The sequence below is a fragment of the Clostridium sp. CM039 genome (genome assembly GCF_055081075.1).
Window position 1 is genome coordinate 1,676,680 of record NZ_CM143649.1, and the last position, 20,319, is coordinate 1,696,998.

A 20,319-nucleotide genomic window follows, 5' to 3' on the forward strand; every position below is an offset into this window, starting at 1 on the left:
GTAATACATCACATTACATATTGAAAATGATGTAACCCTATCGATAAAAAAAATAATGGATAGACGCTAAATACCTATCCATTATACTTAATAGAAATTAGATTATTGACACATCATTTATATTATTTATATTATCAATTCTAATTATCCTTATTTTACGTTGATCTTTTTTTGCAAATTGATTTACCTTCATCCATTCACCATCCACATTTATAACTTCACAATCTATTAGTTCCCCTAAACTTCCACTCACTGTAAGCGTACATCTTTTACCTTCAAGTTCTTTTAGTATTTCAGACATTTTGACTTCCCCCTTCATTGAATTCTTCATTTTTTTAACATCTTCTTTTAGTTTTTTAACTTTATCACTTAATCCCATATTTGAAATAGCTAAAAAGAATGCTAACATTCCTATATATTCCATATATTATCCTCTCCCCAATATCTAAATGCTCTCAATCACATTCTTGATGAATATATTATAGTATAAATTTGTCTATTAATCAAAATTGGCTATTAGTAAGTATTGTAATAGTTCTTGATTTTTCTAAACATTTTAGAATATTTTTAGAAATGATATAGTAATTTAATATAAGGTTATATTAAACATTGTAGTGTGGGGGGCAATATGAGAAAATCTTTTAATAAAAGGAATCCAGTAAGACTTTGGTTAATAATGTTAATTGTTTTAGTAGTAACAATAGTATATATGATTTTTGTTATTTTTTCGAATTTTGAAACTCCATTAAACAAAGCTAAATATATTAAAAATGGACAACAATATGAATCATTAATAACTGGTAATGATTTAGTGTCATATTCAAATACGTTTTTAGGAATGAAATACTTATTTGGTGGTACAACTCCCGCAATATTAGATGCTACAGGTAAATATGTAAAAGGTGGATTTGATTGTTCTGGGTTTATTCAGTATGCTTATAAACATTTTGGTATAAATTTACCCAGAACAACTATGGACCAAATAAATAAAGGTGTTTCTATTAATATAAATAATCTTGAAAATGGGGATTTAGTCTTTTTTATGACAAACCCAGATCTTCCATCTCAAGTATCCCATGTAGGAATTTATATCGGAAACAGCAAATTTATACATTCCCCTAAAACTGGTGATGTTATAAAAACATCTGAGTTAACTGGATATTATAAAGAAAAATTTATAATAGGTAAAAGGATAATAAAATAACCAGATATATTCAACTAAAAGCAAAGCTGACACCATATGAAAAGCGATGCCAGCTTACGTAAATTCAATATAATTTACGGTAGTTGTTTATTTTTAGTATCCATTTAACATGGTTAAGTTCAATAACATTACTTTATATATTCAGTAACTAAATCAGTAAAAAGAATACCTACTAAATGGTCTATTTCATGACAAAAACATTTTGCTAAATCTCCTGTACCAGTCAATATAATTTCATCACCATTTTCATCCAATGCTTGCACCACTACTTTTTCAGGTCTTTTTAATTTTCCAAATGTATTTGGAATACTTAAACATCCCTCTGTAACTTCTTGAATACCTTCCTGCTTAATTATCCTTGGATTAACTAGTTTTATAAGTCCTTGCCCCATATCTATTACAACTAATTGTTTTAATATACCTACTTGTGGAGCTGCTAATCCTCCGCCATTTTCTGTATTATACATAGTTTCTGCCATATCATTTAGTATTTGTCTTATTTTATTATCTACCACATCAACTATTCTGCTCTTTTTTCTTAGTATCTCATCATCAAAAAATCTAATTTGTCTTAATGCCATTTAAATTACACCTACTTTGCTATGCTCTCGATTTTCTAATTATACAATTTAATTCCTTCGTTTATTTTACAGGTTAAATTATTAAGATCTAAATATTACACTTTCCTTATTAAACATATGTTTTGCTAGCATAATAGCAACTATCGTATAAACTATGGACCATACTATTGTTATTCCTATATGACCATAATTATAAATTCCACTTGTAAGTTCCTTAACCACTGAGCTTACACTAAGCAATGGTATATTAAAATAAAGAAAAGGTATGTTTTTTGAATCCATAAACATAGTTCCATAAGCGGCAAATATCGGAATTATTGAAAATGGTACCAAATAAGTTTGAGCTTCCTTGAAGGAACGAGCATATATACTTACCGCTAGTTCAAGTGCACCGAAAAACATCGTTGTTATTATTGCTATTACTCCAATTAAGGCTATTGCTTTGTAACTTAGACCAACTGAAGAACTTCCGTTTCCGAACATTCCACCAGGTATTTTCATTGCAATTAGAAGACCAATCATTGAACATACCGATACTATAAATCCCATTATTGTTATTGCAAAGAGTTTTCCTGTTAATATATAATGTCTCCCAGCTTTTGTTGTTAAAAGTGGTTCAAGTGTTCCTCTTTCCTTCTCACCTGCTCCTAGATCTGTGGCTGCTGCAATTGTCCCTGTTGCACTGTAAAGGAGTATAAACATAGGAATCATTATACCTAATAACATTTGACTTTGTGCCTTGTCTTCTTTTTGAAAACTTGTTTCAGCAATTTTTATCGGGGTTAATATCTTTGCATCAATATTTATTTTTTTTAATCTATTTGCAACTATTTGTTTACTTAATTTATCTACTGTTTCCGTTACCTTGCTAAGTGCAATAGATGATTTTGTATTTGTATTATCATAAAAAATCTTTAAATCAGAAACATTACCACTTGAAATAGATTCATCAAAATCCTTTGGTATTTCTATAAAAAGTAGTGCTTCTCCATCCTTTACTGCGGCTTTCCCATCAATGCCCGTTTTAAATTTAATAGTTTTATCATTTTTTAATATCTTCCCAATGCTGCTATTTCCCTTATCGACCATCACGATATTTATATTTTTTTCAACAGAATCCTCAGCACTATTCATAGTTTTCCCCATAATAAAGCTAAGTATAGGCATTAATAAAAGAGGAATTAACAAACTTACTATTATTGTCTTTTTATCTCTAAGCATGTCCTTAAGTTCTTTAAACAATATTACACTCACTAATTTATTCATGATTACCTCCAATAAGATTAACAAAAATATCTTCCATGTCTTCATTATTATATTTAGCCTTAAGCGAACTTATTGTTCCATGTTCCACAACTTTTCCCTTATGTATTATTACAACTCTATCACAAAGCTTTTCAACCTCTACCATACTGTGACTTGAGAAAACTATAGCCTTACCTTCTGACTTACACTTAAATATAAAATCTTGAATGAGTCTTGTGGCAGAAACATCAAGTCCGGTACTTGGCTCATCAAATAACATAACTGAAGGCTTATGGACAATACTTCTTGCAATTGCTACCTTTTGTTTCATACCTCTTGAAAATTTCCCTACCCTTTTATCTATAAATTCACTCATTTCAAGTTCTCGCGTAAGCTCTTCAATGCTTTTCTTGGCATCGCATGCGTTCATTCCATTTAATTGAGCAAAATACATTATATTTTCTCTTGTTGTAAGCCTGTCATATAGGCCAACCTCTCCACCAAATAGAATTCCAATTTCCTCTCTAATACTCTCAGGCTCACTTACTAAATCATGGCCTGAGATTTTTCCTTCCCCCTCTGTTACCTTAAGCATAGTTGCAAGCATTCTCATTATAGTTGTTTTTCCAGCTCCATTTTCTCCGATGAGACCTAATATTTCTCCTTTATTAACTTCAAAAGAAACTCCATCCACCGCTGTAAAATCTTTAAACTTTTTAGTAAGGTTTTTTACCTCTAACAATTTAATTCCCCCTTGCGTAAAATCTTATTGATATATTTTTAAAATTGCCCCTTTCAACTGTTTACCTTCGTAAGTTCTGACAATTTGCAACAATTTATAAGTAAATTATACCATAGTTTACTATTTTTTAGCGTGGTTTTTTCCGACTTATCTATCCCCAAGGGTATGGTGCATAATCTTTTCATCCTCTCGTAGTTTTCTATCAGTAAATAGACCACATATAGACAATATAAAAACTATAGCATAGGAAACTACAAACGTATTATCAAAAGCGTTGCTTAGTTCCTTATCTTTAATATTTTGACCGAAGTTTATTAGATATTCTACTTTGTTTTTTTGTTCCTTAATTGACGTTAAAACTACTATTTTTTTATCATTAGGTACCTTAGCTATCATCATTTTACCTTGATTATCAATATCCTTAATGACGTCTTCCTTTGAAAATGACGTTGAATTTTGATTTAAATTATTAACTTTACTTAACATTTTTTCTTTAATAATTGGATCTAGGTTTGCTTGTGAATTTATTTTGGTCGTAACATCTTGTTTAATATTATTAGTTGCATTTGTCACATTAGTGTTTAATATACTCACAAGAACTGCAATGCCTACACACATCCCAATTTGTCTTGCAGCATTAATAATTCCTGATGCCATACCACTTTTTTCTACAGGTAGGTATTTTATTGATGAAGCGATTGATTGTACTGAAAATCCAAATCCAATTCCCATAATAACAAGCGTTGTTCTCATGCTTGTTATTGAAGTGTTTATATTTATCTGCGATAACAACACTGTACCTACTCCAACAATAATTATTCCTAAGAAATTAACAAGTCTTGCTCCAATCTTTTTAACCAAAATACTACCTAGGGGAATACCTAATACCGAAGCTAGTGAAAGAGTCATCAGTACAAGTCCAGATTTAAGAGGAGAATAGTTAAATATCTGTTCTAAATAAAAATTTAATAATAAAAGTGGCGAAGCTGTTGCAAAACCTGCCGTCATATATAAAATGCAAGAGGCCGTAAAGGTACTTTCCTTGAACAAATTAAGTGGTAGCATTGGTTCCTTAGTTTTAACTTCAACAAATAAAAATGCGATAATTGATAAAATGCATATGCAAAAAAGTGATACTATTGTTTTTGATTGCCATCCATAATCGTTTCCTTTAAGAAGTGGGAAAACTAAGCAACATATACTTATCATAAGTAAAATTGCACCTAGAATGTCTACTTTTTTTGAAACAGTAGTATCATAAGATTCATTTAAAGATATAACTGCAAAAAGTATAGCTATAATAGACATTGGAACATTAACATAGAAAATATATTTCCAGTTTAAATACTGGAGAATCACACCACCTATAGGTGGACCAACAGCAGCTGCCAGAGCCGTAATTCCACCTGATACAGCTATTACAAAGCCTCTTTTTTCTTTGCCGAAAATCTCAAGTCCTAGAGGTAAAACAACTGGGGTTATAATTGCAGCACCTATCCCTTGAAAAAATCTCATAATGATCAAAAATATAAATGAATTTCCCACTGCGCAAAGTAGTGATGATAACCCAAATATAAATAGCCCTATTATTAGAATTTTCTTTCTCCCGAATTGATCTGCAATTTTAGAACCTATAATTAGAAAAACTGAAAATGATAACAAATACGCAGTTGTAATCCAACTTACATCATTAATATTTTTTCCTAAATAAATTGCTATATCTGGTAATGCTATATTTACTATAGTACTATCCAGAACTCCTAAAAAACAACCGATAATTAATGCTGTAAAACCTAGAATAACTTTACTTTTTTTCATAAGACCCTCCTAATGTGAAACTCATTTCATATTCATATTATAGTTTTTATATCTAAAAATGTCAATAACATGAAACGAAATTCATATTATTGACAAAATATATTATTTATATTAAAATTTAACCAGGTGATATTATGAAAAGTAAAATAAGAATACCGGTTCAAAAAAGGTCAATTGAAAAGCGAAAAAAGATAATTGATGCTGCATTAAAAATATTTAATGATAAAGGATATTTTAACACTAATACAGCCGAAATCGCTAAGGAAGCAGAGCTCGCTACGGGGAGTCTATATGCATATTTTAAGGATAAAAAGGATATATTTTTAGAAGTCACAAATTTATATGGGAACACTATTTACAATCATAGCGTTAAGGAACTGAGTAAAATTAAAGATACAAATGATTTGGATTTAATGATAAACACCACTATAAATATAATACTAGAAAGCCACAAAATATATTCAAAATTTCATCAAGAAATGATGACATTATGCTATATAGATAATGAAATTAGATACCAAGTTCGTGAGCAACAAAAACTTTTGCTTAATAAATATCAAGAAGAATTTAAAAATTTTGATCTAAATTTAAAAAACAAAAGTGAAAAGAATTTTTTGTTATATTCTTTAATTGAAGGTACCTGTCATGAAATTATTTTTAATGAGAAATCAAATCTAGACAAAGATATTTTAATAGAAGAATGTGCAGAAATAATAAAAAAATTATTACTATAAAGATTAGAGAAACATTAATACATTCGCCCAAAGTTAGATTTCATCATAAAAAAGCTCAAAGATATTAGGAATCTCATTGTTAGGTATACCTACACCATTATCTGAAACCACTATCGATATTTTATCATTATCTATCTTTTTAAGTAATATATTAATTTTCCCATCATTCACACCATATTTTATTGCATTTTCAACCAAATTAAATCAAAGATAGACAAAGCTACACAGATCGTGTGGCTTCGTCTATCTTTGTGGAGGTGAGTTCTTGAAGATTCTACTTGCCGAAATGGATTAGGTATTAAATATTATCCATCATATCCTATTTATAGACATCTGAAAACTCAATTTTTATTCTTTGCTCAAAATCGTTTATGCTATTATCAATAGACTTAATACTTTCTTCTTTGCTATCATGCTTCGATACCTTAACAGGAAGTTTTATAAAAAACTTAGTACCAACTCCATGTTTACTCTCAACTGTTATTGTCCCACCTTGTATTTCTACCAGCGATTTAACAAGCGATAATCCGATACCACTTCCTTCATATTTCCTTGTAAACGATTTATCCGCCTGCCGAAATCTATCGAATATTAGATTTACCTTGTCATCCGGTATTCCTATGCCTGTGTCTTCAATCGAAATAGTTATGTATTCTTCACCATCATATATATTAACAAATATGCTTCCACCAAGAGTTGTAAACTTTATAGCATTGGATAGCATGTTAAGCATTATTCTTTCAATTTTTTCTAGATCACAATCCACTATCTTTTCCTCTATATCAGTATCAAATATGAGACTTAAGCCATTATTATTAAAATGCTCTGCTACAGATAACGTAATTTCCTCCACAATATTAACAATGTTACAATTAACCATATTCAGTTCAAAAAAACCTACATCCAATTTAGTTAAATCAATTAAATTGTTTATTAATTTTAGCAATCTAAAGCAATTATGTTTTTCAATATTTATATTATTAATAATCTTTTCTCTATTAATAGGGTTTTTTTCATCATTAACGCCCATTTCAATGATTTTTATTGTACCTAATATTATATTCAACGGAGTCCTTAGCTCATGAGAAATATTAGCAAAAAATTCAGATCTTAACTTCTCTATTTCAGCAGCCTCATTCTGTAATGCTAATTCATTCTTTTTTCTTTCTGTAATATCCCGCACAGTTGCTATAATTACTTCATCTTCATGAATCTTTGTAGCATGAACATTAACTTCTACCCAAAAATCTTTGTTACTTTTATTTTTAACTATAAACTCTTGTATCAGATGGTCCTTACCGTTTTTCTTATTACTTAATGCATCTATATAAAGCTCAATATTGTCCTGTTTTTTTGAGATAATATCATATACATTCATACTTATTAATTCATTTCGAGAATAACCAAACATAGTGGTAGCAGTTCCATTTACATCCGTTATATTTCCATAAACATCATGAATGAATATTGAATCACTTACGGAATTAAAAATTGCGCTTAGATATTTTTGGCTTTTTTCAAGTTCATTCTGAGAATTTTCATACGTAAGTTGCCTTAAACCACTTTCGGCAAGCGTCATAATAAGCCCTGAATAATACTCAATTATATGATCAACCTTCTTTTTAGAATAAACAGGCACCTTGCTTAACGCATCTAGATACTCTTTTTCATCAAACCCTAATTCTATTGCTTGTGCTGCAAAATATTCTTTATCTATTACTTCATCTTCATAAAAAAATTGGCTAAAAAAAATCGTAGCCAAATGTTCTCCGGAAATAACAATAGGTAATGCAATATCCCTCATATTATTTAGACACTTATAAGAGATATATGCACCATCCATAATATGGTCACTAATATATTGATCACTAATGGAACATTGCATGCATGTAACTGGATGAACTCTATGAAACTTAGTGCATATATCCTGCCATCCCGTTGCAATAATAATTGTGCCGTCTATATCAACAATTCCAAAATTAATGCCTACAGCAGCATAAATATTTTCAGCCATCTTTTTTAGTGAATCAATATTTATTAGTTCTGAAAATTTAACTTTCCTCATAAATAATTCCTCCTAAGTAACATACCCTCTTATTAAAAACATTCTATCATAGTAACTTTGCTAAATTAGGGGAATATTGTCGTATAGGATATTAAAAATTCTATATCTAATATTAAAAGCTGTGAAGTAATTACTTCACAGCTTTTTCATTTATTTAATAATTTTTATTTATCAAAATTGGGAAAAGAAAAAATTTCATCTAAATCATTAAATCTACTATATCCTTGTGCGTAGAATATGATTATAAATCGAATTACTGTTTTTTCTAAATTTATACCAATAGTCTTACTGCTGCTATAAATGTCATGATTATAATAATATATCTGAAGTTTTTTTCATTAATTTTTTTAATCATAAGCATCCCTAAAAGGGCTCCTAATGCAATTGCTGGCACCATACCAATGCTAAGTAAAACTGTCTTAAAGGCAATATTATGCCAGAATAAAATTTGCAATGGTAATTTGGCCAAATTAACAAGTAAGAAAAACCAAGCCGTTGTGCCCATAAAATCGTTTTTTTTGAAGTTCATAGTTAACAAATACACACTGAATATAGGTCCTGCAGCATTACCAATCATGGATGTAAAGCCAGTAGCAATTCCAGCCATTGCATAAAACCATTTATTTGTTGGGACTTTTATATTTTCACCTTTTTTTTCAGTATAAATTAAAGCGACTAAGCAAAGTAAAACTGAAATAGATATAACGGCCTTAAATTGTTTATCATTAATAAAGTTTCCAACTATAACACCTAGTAGTAACCCTATGATTGTCCATGGCAAAAGTTTTTTTATATTTTCCCACTTAGCATGTCTATTATAATAGTACACTGCAAAAACATCCCCTATTACTAATATAGGAAGTATAACACCTGTAGATTCCTTCCCTCCAAATACACTGGCAATAATTGGTATAACAGGCATCAAAAACCCGCTTATTCCGGTCTTTGAAACGCCTACTAAGACAGCCGATATTATTAAACATATCCATTGCATCGTTGATAAATTAAACATATGAATGATTCCCATTATTTTACCCCTCTTCTGAAATAATTACTCAGCATTTTTATTTGCTACCTCTATATGATAGGTTACCTGTCTAATATATGGTTTTTTAGAGATAATCAGCCATGCTATAAGGCTTATAATTCCTATTATTAAATGCATTAGTCCCATTACCACTATTTTATTAGAAAAATTCAAAGAAATTATAAACATACCAATACTACCATAAAAGGTCATTGCGCAACTCATTAATGAGGATGCTGCACCAATATCGCCCTGTAACTGTTCAAGCAAAAGGTTAGTTCTTGCAGGTGCCATAATGTTACCAAAGAGAGACGCAGGAATTAATGATAATGTAAAAAATAAAGGACTTAAATTACCTATCGTACAAATGAATACCCCACTTATACTAAACACAATAAATGAGACAGTTATTATTGAATTACTATGATAATTTTTTGATAATTTAATGTATAGTAAAGGCCCTAGTAGGTAAAACACCGCGTTTAAAGCAAAATAATAACTATATACCTTTTCACTTAATCCAAAGCCATTTACATAAATATACGAGGAGGATGATATAAATGACATAGAAGCAGCAGATATCAGTGAAAGTATTATAAGAAGTGACATAAAGCTCTTATTTTTTGCAACTACGCCTAACCTTCCTATGGATTTAAATATACTTCCTGTATATCTTTTTTCTAGTGTCTCTTCCATGGCTATGCTTCCAGCTAAGGCTAAAGCTCCTATTATAGATAGCACCACAAATACTCCACGCCAAGAAAGAACACTTAGTATCATTGCTCCTATAACTGGAGAAATTATAGGTGATATCATTCCCATAGACTGAACTAAAGCTATTATGGTTACTCTCCTCCTACCACTATATACATCTTTTACTATAGCTGTTGCCACCGCTGTTGCAGCCCCACAACCAATTGATTGCAGAATACGATAAAAAATTAGTTGGTAAACATTTACAGAAAATATACATAAAATGCTTCCAATAGTATATACAGATAATCCTATAAGTAATACTCTTTTCCTTCCGTATTTATCACTAAGGGGTCCCCAAAATAGGGTTCCTACAGCGTAAAATATAAAGAAAAATATTAATGTAAGATTTACTAGACCTTCCGATGTGTTAAAGCTTTCAACCATTTTAGGAAGCGCTGGTAGATAGATATCTGTAGATAATGGGATAAATGCACTTAAAAAAGCTATAAACATTATGAAGCCCTTATCTCCCAAATATTTTTGTTTCTTTTCCTTTTTGTCACATATCTTTTCTTCGTTTTCCATTCTTTGCCTCCAAAAATAATAGCATATTACATCATTCAAGTTATTACATGTCCTTATAAACCTACACAAAAAAAAATACAGGATTTCTCCTGCTCCATTCCTGATAAACTTCAATTAGGATTTTCCTAAATTATCGCCTGTGGTGACAAAGCATTAACTTGACTTGAATTATTTATGTCATTAATATTAGCACTAGTATTAGCTTGTGTTAATAATTGTGATATTTGATTAATCTCCAAAATACTCCTCCTTTGTTTAACCATAAAGTGCCATATTTTTAATTTTACCCTATATGCCTTTAATTATCTATACTTTTTATAATTAAATTATCTCCTGCAGAGCTGCACAGCTTTGCAGAAGATGAATTGATAACTTATTTTGAAAATTGTTTAACAATGCCCTCTGCCATAACATCTGCCATCTTTAGGGCTTGATTTTCAATTTCATCGTATACTGCGATGCTTCTTTCGTAATTGTTGGTAAGTATATCGATTGCCTCTGCTTTGGTCATAGCTAAGTGTTCATATAACATTATTTTCCAATTTTCTTGAGACCAATAAGGATTGATTCTAGCAAGGAAAACTGCGATTTCATCTGCATTTGCGTACCATCTTTTCTCAGCATCTGCTGCCTCTTTACTATAGCCAGCTTTGGCTGCTTTAACAAGCTGTGCGGCGATGACAAGATGACTTTTAAATAACTCACTAAATTGAGAAGCAATTTCATCCCCATAGAAAGGTTTTAATACTAACTTAAAATCTGTTGGATTTCGAAGAAGTCGCTTAGTAACAAAATCTACATCTGGTAAATCTTTTATTATGCTTGTTATTGTCATCCTCGTCCAGACAATATGTTGTTCCCAAAGTATCCGCATAATATTTCTTAAATCTACTTCTGCTTCACTAATTATCCTAGGCTCAGTAATGTGCCGTTGCGCCACCATCCAAGATGCATCATATGGAAATAAATACATTGTTATCACCACTTTCTAATTTTTATACTATAATATGCTTATGTGAGCAATAAGTACCCATAAAAAAAGGAATATAGAAGGGCATAACAAATTGAGGTTAGTATACGATATACTAACCTCTCTATTTTTTTCAATTCTTTTCATAATCTACATAAAATTACAAATAGTATATTGTCCCAGTGAAGTTTACTTCTGAATCTTCTTCATAGTCAATATACGCACCTTTAAGATCTACTACATTTTCATGTATATCAAATCCCTCTATGCTTATTGTTTCTATTACATTATTTTCATTAACACATGTTGCCAATGTATCATAATAATCTTCTTCATCATTATATATAATTGCAGTACTTAATATTCTAAATGTTGCCTCCCTTATAATTTTTCTATTTTTATTTATAATCTTCCCAAACTTAATTTCTTGTACCCCATCTTTTTTATCATTGTCTTTAAATAAAAAACTCATTCCGATTACTTCCCTTCATTTTTATTATAATGATTCAATATCAATATTATTATAGTCAATTTTCTTATCAAAAGAAACATTCCCTATTCAGCCAACTAACCAAGATTTAAATAATAATCATATAACTATAATAGAAGTTTTAATACTTATTAGCGAAAGGAAGTATATAAATGGTGGATATGCATTATAATCTTGTAAAGACAGGATTAAGAACCATTCAAAAAATACCAGATTAGTTTAGAGATGATGTAATTTCTCTATTTTACAGATACCCAAATATTGTTTTTAATGTAAAATCTCCATAGAAAGTCCTTTGCTTCTTCTGCATAATCAATTCCAATTCTCTTAGCTTCTATAATTTCAATTTTTTCTTTTTCCACTGCGTCTTCAATATATAGTTCACTTATGCACAAATCCTGTTTGTTATTTTCTTTATTTATATTCATAGCTATACAGAGCTTAGAGGGGCCTGTGGTTAAATTTTTAATTTGAGCTTTTGTCAATTCATTATAACCTTTTTTAAATCTTAGCTTTGACATTTCGTCTAGACCTTCTATTGGCTGAATAGCTCTAATTAAAACCCCTTCAGCAATTCCTTCTTCTTTTGTTATTACATTAAAGCAATGATACATCCCATAAATAAAATATACGTATGCGATGCCAGGCATACCATATAGAGTCTCAAGTCTTGGTGTATGTTTTCCCCCGTAAGCATGGCAAGCCTTATCTATTGATCCAATATATGCTTCTGTTTCAACTATCTTTCCTCTTAACTTTACTCCATTAACTTCATGTACAAGTGTTTTTCCTAAAAGTTCCTTAGCAACCTGCAAAGCTTCTCTGGCATAAAATTCTCTAATAAGTCTCATTCCAACTTCCTCCTAAAACCTATAATAAATATCTATTTTTAACCATATCTTTATATTATATATAAGTAACCATTTTTAATCAATGACGAACATAACTGTTTTTTGCAAAACAAATAATTTTCACATCAATAATTGGAATAGTACTTTTTCAACTAAATTTTTAATGTATATCTTTAACACAAAACAAGGCATCTGCATATTATGTATAGAAAGTGTGAACATCTTAAATAAGAGAAAGTACAAGCTCTTTAAATAGAAAAAATATTATTAATAAGGAAGGTATCTATATTGAATAAATACAATGATTTTTCTTCTGAAAAATATCAATCTGACGATGAATATGAACCTTATGACTTTTTAATTCCTAAAAACCACAATTGTGATGACAAACCACACTGTAATGATAAAGACCGCTGTGACGATAGACCACACTGTGATGACAAACACGATCGTTGTCATCCTTGCTGTATAAAATGCATAGTTGGACCAACTGGAGCTACTGGAGCTACTGGACGAACCGGAGCAACCGGACGAACTGGTGCAACCGGAGCTACTGGACGAACTGGAGCAACTGGGGCTACTGGTGCAACTGGAGCTACTGGACGAACTGGTGCAACCGGTGCTACTGGAGCAACTGGAGCTACCGGAGCAACCGGTGCTACTGGACGAACCGGAGCAACCGGTGCTACTGGTGCAACTGGACGAACTGGTGCAACTGGAGCAACCGGAGCTACTGGACGAACTGGAGCAACTGGTGCAACTGGACGAACCGGAGCTACTGGAGCAACTGGTCCAAGTTTTAATTCGTATGCAAATGGTGTTATAACAACAAATAAAATATCAATTCCAGTTGGCGGCACTATTATTTATGATACTGTAGATATTGTAGGACCTGATTTAAGTTATGATCCAACAACAGGTATATTTACAATTAATACAACAGGTGTTTATGTAATCGACTGGAAGTTTGCTGTTACTCCAGATCCTTTAACCTTTGCTTTACAACTTGATTTAGAAGAATCCCCTAGTGGAGTTGTTATTGGTGGTATATCTATTTTAGTAACAAATCCAACTGTAAATGGCTCTAACAAGGTTTATGCCGCAACAGCAGGACAATCTTTTAGATTTGCTAACAATTCAAATGGTCCTATTAGTATAGTACTTGCAGGTCTAGCTGGGGCTATTGGAACTATATCTGTCTTCAGAATTGTTTAACATCAACAGATTATAACTAATTTTATTACCTTAACTGGCTGCCTATCGACGGCAGCCTTTTTACATAATTAAAAATATTTTAGGAATGGCATTATACATCTTTTTATTGTGACATCAAATGCTAAAAATCCTGTTAACATAGTAAGTTAACAGGATTTTTAATCTAATATTATTCTTTGTTCTTATTAATAACAGGTACTATACATCTATCTGTTCTGTTTTAGTGTCAGTACTAAATATTTCTCTTTTCTTCCAAATAAAGAATCCCATAAGTGCAGGCATTATTAAAGCAGCAAGCATCCAAGGATTAAATCCATTATTTACAATTGTATATGCTATTTGAGCCACTGTAGCAATAAAATAAATATATATCCCTAATTCCTTTTTCATTAAAATCAAAATAACACTTATAGCTAATATTATTGAGAATACCAACCCAATAGTTATACTTAAATTTGTGACTTCTGGAAGAACCATATTTAATAATTCACCCGCAGCTTTATTCGCAGCGTTAAGTTCATCTTTCTTAGAAAAGTTTTTTATACTAGATAATCCAAATACACTAACAATCAATTGAATAATCGACATTGTTTTTATACCTGCTCCTACTTTTGGTTTTTTAACGTTTTCCATAATTTTACCTCCAACAAATGTATTTTATAATAATATAATAATGGCTTTCACCAAGATTTAATTGTAAATAGCCTCAATTGGATCCATTTTCGATGCATTAATTGCTGGTATAATTCCAAAAATTATTCCAATAATAACAGAGATTGCAGTTGCTCCTATAACGCTTTCTCCGCTCATAACTGGAGGGAATGGCATAAATACACCAATTATTTTACAAAAAATAAATCCGAATAATATACCAAGTAAACCACCAAGCCCTGTCACCATAATCGCTTCTATAAGAAATTGGAGTAATATACTTTTAGGTTTTGCCCCAATAGCCCTACGTATACCAATTTCTCGTTTCCGCTCAGTTACAGAAACATACATTATATTCATTACACCTATTCCCCCAACAAATAAGGAAATACCACTAATCAATGCTATGAAAGCAGTTAAATACCCAATAATTTGTTCAAATATCTTAGTCGCTGCCTGAGGATCCTGAAGCTTATACTCACCTTTTAAATTAGGATGAGCCACTATAAGCTCCTTTTTTATGTTTTCAAAAACCTTATTTTTATCTTCACCAGCTTTAAGATAAACATCTAAGCTTGAAATAGCGGTCTCTGTATTCATATCTTCTTTTGACTCCTTTGAAATTAAACTTGTTTCCCCTGTTAGAGAGAATGCACCCTCTTTTTCTAGAACTCCTACTACCTCGTATATAATTCCATTTACTGTTATTCCACTACCTATTGCCTTTTCTGGAGATTCGAAAAGTTTTTCTGCTGCTTTATAACCCAATATAATTAACTTTTTAGAATTTTCACTTTTTTTGAAAGAACGGCCATACTTAACATTTATTTCTTTATCATCATAATCTTCTAGTCCAATGTATTCTTTTTTATCAAAATACGCAGCCTCGCCTGATGTATATCCGCCCATTCCTTGCATATCCTTTGATTCCTCAACCTTTTCTACTCCAGCCACTGTTTTAAGAGAATATGGGTCGGATTTGCTAAAGGGTTCAATCAAGGTTAAATCCGCATCAACGTTTTCTGGTTCAAAATTAACATTTATTTTATTTGCGCTTGTATCCGCCATAGATTCATTCATTTTTACCTTTAACCCATTACCAACTGACATAATGGATATTACAGAGCTTATACCTATGATTATTCCTATCATTGTGAGAAAAACTCTTAATTTATGTGATTTTAGACTGTATACTGAAGTTTTGATTAAATTTATTATAGACATATCTAATCCACCTTTGTTATCACTCCATCTTTTAAATGGATTACTTTGCTAGCATATTTAGTTAAATCGTCATCATGTGTTACCATTATTATTGTTTTATTTTCTTCATTAAGTTTCTTTAGTATATTCATAATTTCCTCTCTGGTTTTACTGTCTAGAGCGCCTGTTGGCTCATCAGCTAAAATCACGTAAGGATTATTAATGAGAGCTCTTGCTATTGCAATACGCTGTTGCTGTCCTCCAGATAATTGTGAAGGTGATTGCTTCTCTTTATGAAGCAATCCTACCGTATCTAAATATTTTTCTACAAGGTGTGCTCTTTCTTTTTTAGGTACATCAGTGCCTTCTTTGTAAAGCAAAGGAAGCTCAACATTCTGACCAATAGTCAATGAATCTATCAAATGAAACTGTTGAAATATAAACCCCAGATAACTATTTCTAAGTTCTGATCTTTCATTTTCACTAAGATGAGTAACATCCTTGCCATTAAACGCATATTTTCCATTATCAAAATGATCAAGAAAACCAAGAAGGTTTAAAAGTGTAGTTTTTCCGCTACCTGATTTCCCCATTATCATAACAAAGTCACCTTGCTCTATAGTTAAATTTATATCCTTCAATACGTGTAATTTAGAATCCTTTAACTTATAATACTTATTAATATTTGTTAACTCAATAAGATTACTCAACAGAAATACCTTCCTTCATTTCTTTAGTAGTTTTCGCTATACGGTCATTTTCATTTAGCCCACTAAGTACAACAACTTCTGATTCCACACCTTTTTTATAAGTAATTGCTTGTTTTTTTAACTTTTTATCCACAACCTTGAACACGTATTGCTTTCCAGCTTCCTCAAGTATTGCACTCTTTGGTATTTTCATATCTTCTTCTTTAAGTTTCACTGTGGCTTGTACATGAAAACCATTGATAACATCTGTTTGTGAATCCAAGGATACATTTGCATCATAATAAGATATAGCAGAAGCTCCACCTGTAGCACCTTGCGCCCCAGCCGCTGCATCTGGCGCTGCTGGACTATTTCCTACACTTTTCACCTTTCCTGTTATGGTTTTATTTATAGCGAATATAAGTATATCCACTTTTTGATTTTCCTTTACCTTTGTTTGATCCTTTTCATTAATATTTCCTTTTACATAAACTGTAGTAGACTCTATTACAATATATGGTTTCGTCATATCTTTAGAATCATTTAATATTACTTTTCCATTTATAGGAGCTTTTATATAAGTGTATTCTTTCTCTTTTGAATTTTTAAGCATCCCTTTTGAAGTATCAATTTGTGCTTGCACAGCATCTATTTGATCTGAGTAGCCACTAATTTGAGCCTCAGTACCTGCTGCAGCCGATGCACCCATGGCAGCTGGATCGACACCAGCCTGTTCTGCTTGTTGTTTTGCTTCTTCCTTCTGCTTTTCTAAAAGTTGTTTTGCTTCTTCTTGTTTATCGACTAATTTCTTTTTTTGCTTGTTAGCATTAGTAATTTCTTGGTTTCCCTTATCTATCTCATCCGTAACCAAACTGTTCCTGTATGTAAAAAGAGCATCACCCTTATTTACTACTTGTCCATTCGTAACCGAAACCTTATTTATTGTTCCTTTTGTTTCATCTCTATATATATTTTCCGTTTTTTCAGGAACAACAACACCGTTTACAAATATTTTCTCTTTAGCCGGTATTGTATATAAAGCTACTTCTTTACCTTTCTTACCTGCTGAATCTTTATTGTTCTTAACTACATATGCAATAATTCCAGATAGTATTATTACACCAATAATGCTTAAAAAAATAATATGTTTCTTTTTCATAGATTTCCCCCCTATAAATACACTTTAAATAAAAAAAAATGTTAAATTAATAACAACTTTCAGAATTATTTTACCACATTCTTCTTTGATTTACAACATTTGCAGCAAAAACTTTGTTTTATGATTTTTTTGCATCCATAAATATGGTTTTATTCCTTATTTAAGCATGCTTTATTTATATCATATTTCATAAAGATCTATAATTCAATACAAAATGCATTAATCGTCATTATTTAGACATAAACGGAATTTAATCTAATTATCTCCTTCTGAAGTCGATATTAAAATTAAATATATAAAAGTTAAAACGGTGAAATTTTATTTAAAAAATTTCACCGTTTATTTTACTCTAGATTCACTATATACTAATTAATATTATTGAACTCTATACATATCTTTGCTTTCCATATATTGAAATATAGATTCTCCACGCTTTTGTTCTTCTATTTGTTTTAATTGATTAACTTTATTTAATAGTTCTGTTGGTTTCATCCCTTTCATCATTAATCTCATGATGGTAAATTTAATTTCATCATATTTATTAAAAATAATTTCTGCTTTTTCAATATCATGATATACCTTCCAATAACCTACCATTTTACATTTAGCATTTGGATAATCAACAAAGGATACTACATCTTCTAGAGGATAGCCTAAAAAAATCCCAATTTCGTGAGGGCACATATTTTCGAATCTTTTGCCTAAAAGCAATAAACATTCCTTTATATTCATTTTTTCATTGTATCCAAATCTTTTTAAAAATTCCATGTTTTTATTATCGCTTATACTTAACTTGATTTTTTCTTTATTATAAAATAGTACAAACGTATTTGTTATATCCTTTTTTAATTCAAAGTAATCAATATCTAGTTTAGCTTTCACTTCATCTTTATATCTTTCCCATATGTTATTTGAGTTTCTATTACTATTACTAAAATTAATTAAAGATGATGTCTTATGCTTTTTAATAGTTGGTCCTGCATTACGTATTATAACTGAAAATAAATACTCCAAATCATCATAACCATCTACAATTTCTAACAATCCCCTTAACTCTACTATTCCCATAAAACACCCTCCATTAATTTCACAATAGTGTTAACACTATCAACTTCATATTAAATTTACTTTTATTTTTTTGATAATAACGCACCTATTTCCTTACACCTTTCAATACCTTCTTTATCAGAATCGTTATTAATTATAAGTCCATCTACTATAATGTTAGCACCATATGTTTCCATTCTCTCTTGCCAATCCTCCATCCATTCTCCATTGCCCCATCCATAAGAACCAAATAAAATAGTGTTTTTTCCGCTTATTGCGCTCGCAATTGACTCAATAAATGGTTCCATTTCTGATTCCTCAAGCTGCTCTGAGCCCATAGATGGACATCCCAAAGCTACTCCATCTGCATTTATTACGTCCTCTACTTTTGCATCGTTCACATTAAGTAGTCTAACGTTTGCATCTACATTTTTTGCCCCTTCCATAATCCCTACTGCCATAGCCTCTGTATTCCCTGTTCCGCTCCAATAAATAATAACTACATTTTTCAAATCAATTTCCTCCTCATATAAAATATTTTGTACATTCATGTGGTAATAATTCCAATGCATTTTTAGACTTAATTTATATTATCTTATTGAATTGATATTGATTATCATTCTTGATTATATTATAATATATTTAAGTTAGAGGTTTTTTAAAATTATTATTGTCTTTTTTAAAAATATTAAGGAGATGCGATGAAAAATTTACTCAATCACACTGAACTGGTCTTAAGTATTGGAAATAACAACTTAGAAACTGCCAATGCCATATATATAAAAAAGATAAATATACTTTTATCTTCGTCGAGTAGCCCAGATGAATTAAAAAAACTAATATATTCAATTAATATCTTTATATACACCTATTTCTGTATTAACAATTCAATCCCCTTGGAGGACTTATGCTATAAAAATCTTAAGCTCATGGACACTTGTCATTTGAAGGAAGACTTAATTTCTTTAGGAGAAAAAATTATTAAAAGCTACACGGAAGTCATTAATAATGGTAAAAAAGCATCAGAAAATGAAATTGTAAACAATGCTTTGGCCTATATTCACTCAAATATTGAGAAAAAAATAACCCTAGAAAAAGTTGCAACTCACATTCATATAAGTAGCAACTATCTATGTTATCTTTTTAAAGTGAACACCGGTTTTAAATTTTGTGAATATATAAACATATATAGAATAAATGTGGCAAAAGATATCCTAGATAATTCCTCTTATCCTTTAGATGTGATTTCTACCAAATCCGGGTTTAATAGTCAAAGTCATTTTTGTACCACCTTCAAGAAATATGTAAGCGTTTCACCTAATGAATATAGAAAAAGGACCATCTAGA

At 30.6% G+C, this 20,319-nt stretch carries 22 protein-coding genes; 4 read left to right on the forward strand and 18 right to left on the reverse strand.

Features of this window, described 5'->3' with window-relative positions; genetic code table 11:
• Positions 1–97: 97 nt before the first annotated feature.
• Positions 98–424 (reverse strand): hypothetical protein, encoded by a 327-nt coding sequence (locus tag ACWJJ2_RS07915; protein ID WP_216302846.1) that lies wholly within the window; start codon positions 422–424, stop codon positions 98–100.
• A gap of 204 nt (positions 425–628) precedes the next feature.
• Here ACWJJ2_RS07915 and ACWJJ2_RS07920 point away from each other — a divergent pair, with 204 nt between their 5' ends.
• Positions 629–1,204, forward strand: coding sequence for a C40 family peptidase (locus tag ACWJJ2_RS07920; protein ID WP_462954162.1), 576 nt, complete (start codon positions 629–631; stop codon positions 1,202–1,204).
• Between the two features lie 128 nt (positions 1,205–1,332).
• Here ACWJJ2_RS07920 and def read toward each other — a convergent pair whose 3' ends face one another.
• From def to ACWJJ2_RS07940, 4 genes are all read right to left on the reverse strand, one after another.
• Complete coding sequence (gene def / locus ACWJJ2_RS07925; protein ID WP_462954163.1) at positions 1,333–1,785, reverse strand: peptide deformylase; 453 nt, start codon at positions 1,783–1,785, stop codon at positions 1,333–1,335.
• Positions 1,786–1,866: 81 nt separating this feature from the next.
• The gene (locus ACWJJ2_RS07930) at positions 1,867–3,051 is read right to left on the reverse strand and encodes an ABC transporter permease (RefSeq protein WP_462954164.1); all 1,185 of its coding nucleotides are present in this window, start codon (positions 3,049–3,051) and stop codon (positions 1,867–1,869) included.
• The gene (locus ACWJJ2_RS07935) at positions 3,044–3,772 is read right to left on the reverse strand and encodes an ABC transporter ATP-binding protein (protein WP_216302849.1); all 729 of its coding nucleotides are present in this window, start codon (positions 3,770–3,772) and stop codon (positions 3,044–3,046) included. Before ACWJJ2_RS07935 ends, ACWJJ2_RS07930 begins: the two co-directional genes overlap by 8 nt.
• Before the next feature lie 147 nt (positions 3,773–3,919).
• Complete coding sequence (locus tag ACWJJ2_RS07940; protein WP_216302850.1) at positions 3,920–5,590, reverse strand: MFS transporter; 1,671 nt, start codon at positions 5,588–5,590, stop codon at positions 3,920–3,922.
• Between the two features lie 134 nt (positions 5,591–5,724).
• On the opposite strand from ACWJJ2_RS07940, the gene ACWJJ2_RS07945 reads away from it, so the two are divergent.
• Entirely contained in the window at positions 5,725–6,324 is a 600-nt protein-coding gene (locus ACWJJ2_RS07945; RefSeq protein WP_216302851.1) for a TetR/AcrR family transcriptional regulator, read from the forward strand.
• Positions 6,325–6,357: 33 nt separating this feature from the next.
• Here the strand turns inward: ACWJJ2_RS07945 and ACWJJ2_RS07950 are convergent, their stop codons facing one another.
• From ACWJJ2_RS07950 to ACWJJ2_RS07980, 7 genes are all read right to left on the reverse strand, one after another.
• Positions 6,358–6,522, reverse strand: a complete 165-nt coding sequence (locus ACWJJ2_RS07950; protein WP_216302852.1) for an ATP-binding protein — start codon at positions 6,520–6,522, stop codon at positions 6,358–6,360.
• A gap of 121 nt (positions 6,523–6,643) precedes the next feature.
• Positions 6,644–8,389: a sensor histidine kinase gene (locus ACWJJ2_RS07955; RefSeq protein ID WP_216302853.1), complete on the reverse strand. Its 1,746-nt coding sequence runs from the start codon at positions 8,387–8,389 to the stop codon at positions 6,644–6,646.
• A gap of 271 nt (positions 8,390–8,660) precedes the next feature.
• A complete protein-coding gene (locus tag ACWJJ2_RS07960; RefSeq protein ID WP_216302854.1) occupies positions 8,661–9,416 on the reverse strand; it encodes a sulfite exporter TauE/SafE family protein in 756 nt (251 codons plus the stop codon).
• A 24-nt stretch (positions 9,417–9,440) separates the two neighbouring features.
• Entirely contained in the window at positions 9,441–10,697 is a 1,257-nt protein-coding gene (locus tag ACWJJ2_RS07965) for a Bcr/CflA family efflux MFS transporter (protein ID WP_216302855.1), read from the reverse strand.
• 373 nt (positions 10,698–11,070) lie between these two features.
• Entirely contained in the window at positions 11,071–11,670 is a 600-nt protein-coding gene (locus ACWJJ2_RS07970) for an acetylglutamate kinase (RefSeq protein ID WP_253198159.1), read from the reverse strand.
• A 157-nt stretch (positions 11,671–11,827) separates the two neighbouring features.
• Positions 11,828–12,139: a hypothetical protein gene (locus ACWJJ2_RS07975; protein ID WP_165413217.1), complete on the reverse strand. Its 312-nt coding sequence runs from the start codon at positions 12,137–12,139 to the stop codon at positions 11,828–11,830.
• Between the two features lie 257 nt (positions 12,140–12,396).
• Positions 12,397–13,008 (reverse strand): DNA-3-methyladenine glycosylase, encoded by a 612-nt coding sequence (locus tag ACWJJ2_RS07980; protein WP_216302856.1) that lies wholly within the window; start codon positions 13,006–13,008, stop codon positions 12,397–12,399.
• Positions 13,009–13,296: 288 nt separating this feature from the next.
• Here ACWJJ2_RS07980 and ACWJJ2_RS07985 point away from each other — a divergent pair, with 288 nt between their 5' ends.
• A complete protein-coding gene (locus tag ACWJJ2_RS07985) occupies positions 13,297–14,223 on the forward strand; it encodes a complement C1q domain-containing protein (protein WP_462954165.1) in 927 nt (308 codons plus the stop codon).
• Positions 14,224–14,421: 198 nt separating this feature from the next.
• On the opposite strand, the gene ACWJJ2_RS07990 is transcribed toward ACWJJ2_RS07985, so the two are convergent.
• From ACWJJ2_RS07990 to ACWJJ2_RS08015, 6 genes are all read right to left on the reverse strand, one after another.
• Complete coding sequence (locus ACWJJ2_RS07990) at positions 14,422–14,856, reverse strand: hypothetical protein (protein ID WP_216302858.1); 435 nt, start codon at positions 14,854–14,856, stop codon at positions 14,422–14,424.
• A 57-nt stretch (positions 14,857–14,913) separates the two neighbouring features.
• Complete coding sequence (locus ACWJJ2_RS07995) at positions 14,914–16,098, reverse strand: ABC transporter permease (RefSeq protein WP_216302859.1); 1,185 nt, start codon at positions 16,096–16,098, stop codon at positions 14,914–14,916.
• 2 nt (positions 16,099–16,100) lie between these two features.
• A complete protein-coding gene (locus tag ACWJJ2_RS08000) occupies positions 16,101–16,790 on the reverse strand; it encodes an ABC transporter ATP-binding protein (RefSeq protein ID WP_202881874.1) in 690 nt (229 codons plus the stop codon).
• Positions 16,780–17,925, reverse strand: a complete 1,146-nt coding sequence (locus ACWJJ2_RS08005; RefSeq protein ID WP_216302860.1) for an efflux RND transporter periplasmic adaptor subunit — start codon at positions 17,923–17,925, stop codon at positions 16,780–16,782. The genes ACWJJ2_RS08000 and ACWJJ2_RS08005 overlap by 11 nt, the downstream gene beginning before the upstream one ends.
• A gap of 375 nt (positions 17,926–18,300) precedes the next feature.
• Positions 18,301–18,993 carry a DUF3793 family protein gene (locus ACWJJ2_RS08010; RefSeq protein ID WP_216302861.1) on the reverse strand — a complete coding sequence of 231 codons (693 nt, stop codon included), beginning with the start codon at positions 18,991–18,993 and terminating at the stop codon, positions 18,301–18,303.
• Positions 18,994–19,055: 62 nt separating this feature from the next.
• Positions 19,056–19,484 (reverse strand): flavodoxin, encoded by a 429-nt coding sequence (locus tag ACWJJ2_RS08015; RefSeq protein WP_216302862.1) that lies wholly within the window; start codon positions 19,482–19,484, stop codon positions 19,056–19,058.
• Between the two features lie 189 nt (positions 19,485–19,673).
• Between ACWJJ2_RS08015 and ACWJJ2_RS08020 the strand changes: the two genes are divergently transcribed.
• Positions 19,674–20,318, forward strand: coding sequence for a helix-turn-helix transcriptional regulator (locus ACWJJ2_RS08020; protein ID WP_462954166.1), 645 nt, complete (start codon positions 19,674–19,676; stop codon positions 20,316–20,318).
• Position 20,319 lies beyond the last annotated feature (1 nt).

Bases quoted from the DNA above. Each gene is read 5' to 3' on its own strand.
- def (WP_462954163.1), bottom strand. From the start codon at position 1,785: ATGGCATTAAGACAAATTAGATTTTTTGATGATGAGATACTAAGAAAA.
- ACWJJ2_RS08010 (WP_216302861.1), bottom strand. From the start codon at position 18,993: ATGGGAATAGTAGAGTTAAGGGGATTGTTAGAAATTGTAGATGGTTAT.
- ACWJJ2_RS07995 (WP_216302859.1), bottom strand. From the start codon at position 16,098: ATGTCTATAATAAATTTAATCAAAACTTCAGTATACAGTCTAAAATCA.
- ACWJJ2_RS07940 (WP_216302850.1), bottom strand. From the start codon at position 5,590: ATGAAAAAAAGTAAAGTTATTCTAGGTTTTACAGCATTAATTATCGGT.
- ACWJJ2_RS07915 (WP_216302846.1), bottom strand. From the start codon at position 424: ATGGAATATATAGGAATGTTAGCATTCTTTTTAGCTATTTCAAATATG.
- ACWJJ2_RS07975 (WP_165413217.1), bottom strand. From the start codon at position 12,139: ATGAGTTTTTTATTTAAAGACAATGATAAAAAAGATGGGGTACAAGAA.
- ACWJJ2_RS07980 (WP_216302856.1), bottom strand. From the start codon at position 13,008: ATGAGACTTATTAGAGAATTTTATGCCAGAGAAGCTTTGCAGGTTGCT.
- ACWJJ2_RS07920 (WP_462954162.1), top strand. From the start codon at position 629: ATGAGAAAATCTTTTAATAAAAGGAATCCAGTAAGACTTTGGTTAATA.
- ACWJJ2_RS07965 (WP_216302855.1), bottom strand. From the start codon at position 10,697: ATGGAAAACGAAGAAAAGATATGTGACAAAAAGGAAAAGAAACAAAAA.
- ACWJJ2_RS08005 (WP_216302860.1), bottom strand. From the start codon at position 17,925: ATGAAAAAGAAACATATTATTTTTTTAAGCATTATTGGTGTAATAATA.
- ACWJJ2_RS08020 (WP_462954166.1), top strand. From the start codon at position 19,674: ATGAAAAATTTACTCAATCACACTGAACTGGTCTTAAGTATTGGAAAT.
- ACWJJ2_RS07930 (WP_462954164.1), bottom strand. From the start codon at position 3,051: ATGAATAAATTAGTGAGTGTAATATTGTTTAAAGAACTTAAGGACATG.
- ACWJJ2_RS07960 (WP_216302854.1), bottom strand. From the start codon at position 9,416: ATGGGAATCATTCATATGTTTAATTTATCAACGATGCAATGGATATGT.
- ACWJJ2_RS07970 (WP_253198159.1), bottom strand. From the start codon at position 11,670: ATGTATTTATTTCCATATGATGCATCTTGGATGGTGGCGCAACGGCAC.
- ACWJJ2_RS07955 (WP_216302853.1), bottom strand. From the start codon at position 8,389: ATGAGGAAAGTTAAATTTTCAGAACTAATAAATATTGATTCACTAAAA.
- ACWJJ2_RS07990 (WP_216302858.1), bottom strand. From the start codon at position 14,856: ATGGAAAACGTTAAAAAACCAAAAGTAGGAGCAGGTATAAAAACAATG.
- ACWJJ2_RS07945 (WP_216302851.1), top strand. From the start codon at position 5,725: ATGAAAAGTAAAATAAGAATACCGGTTCAAAAAAGGTCAATTGAAAAG.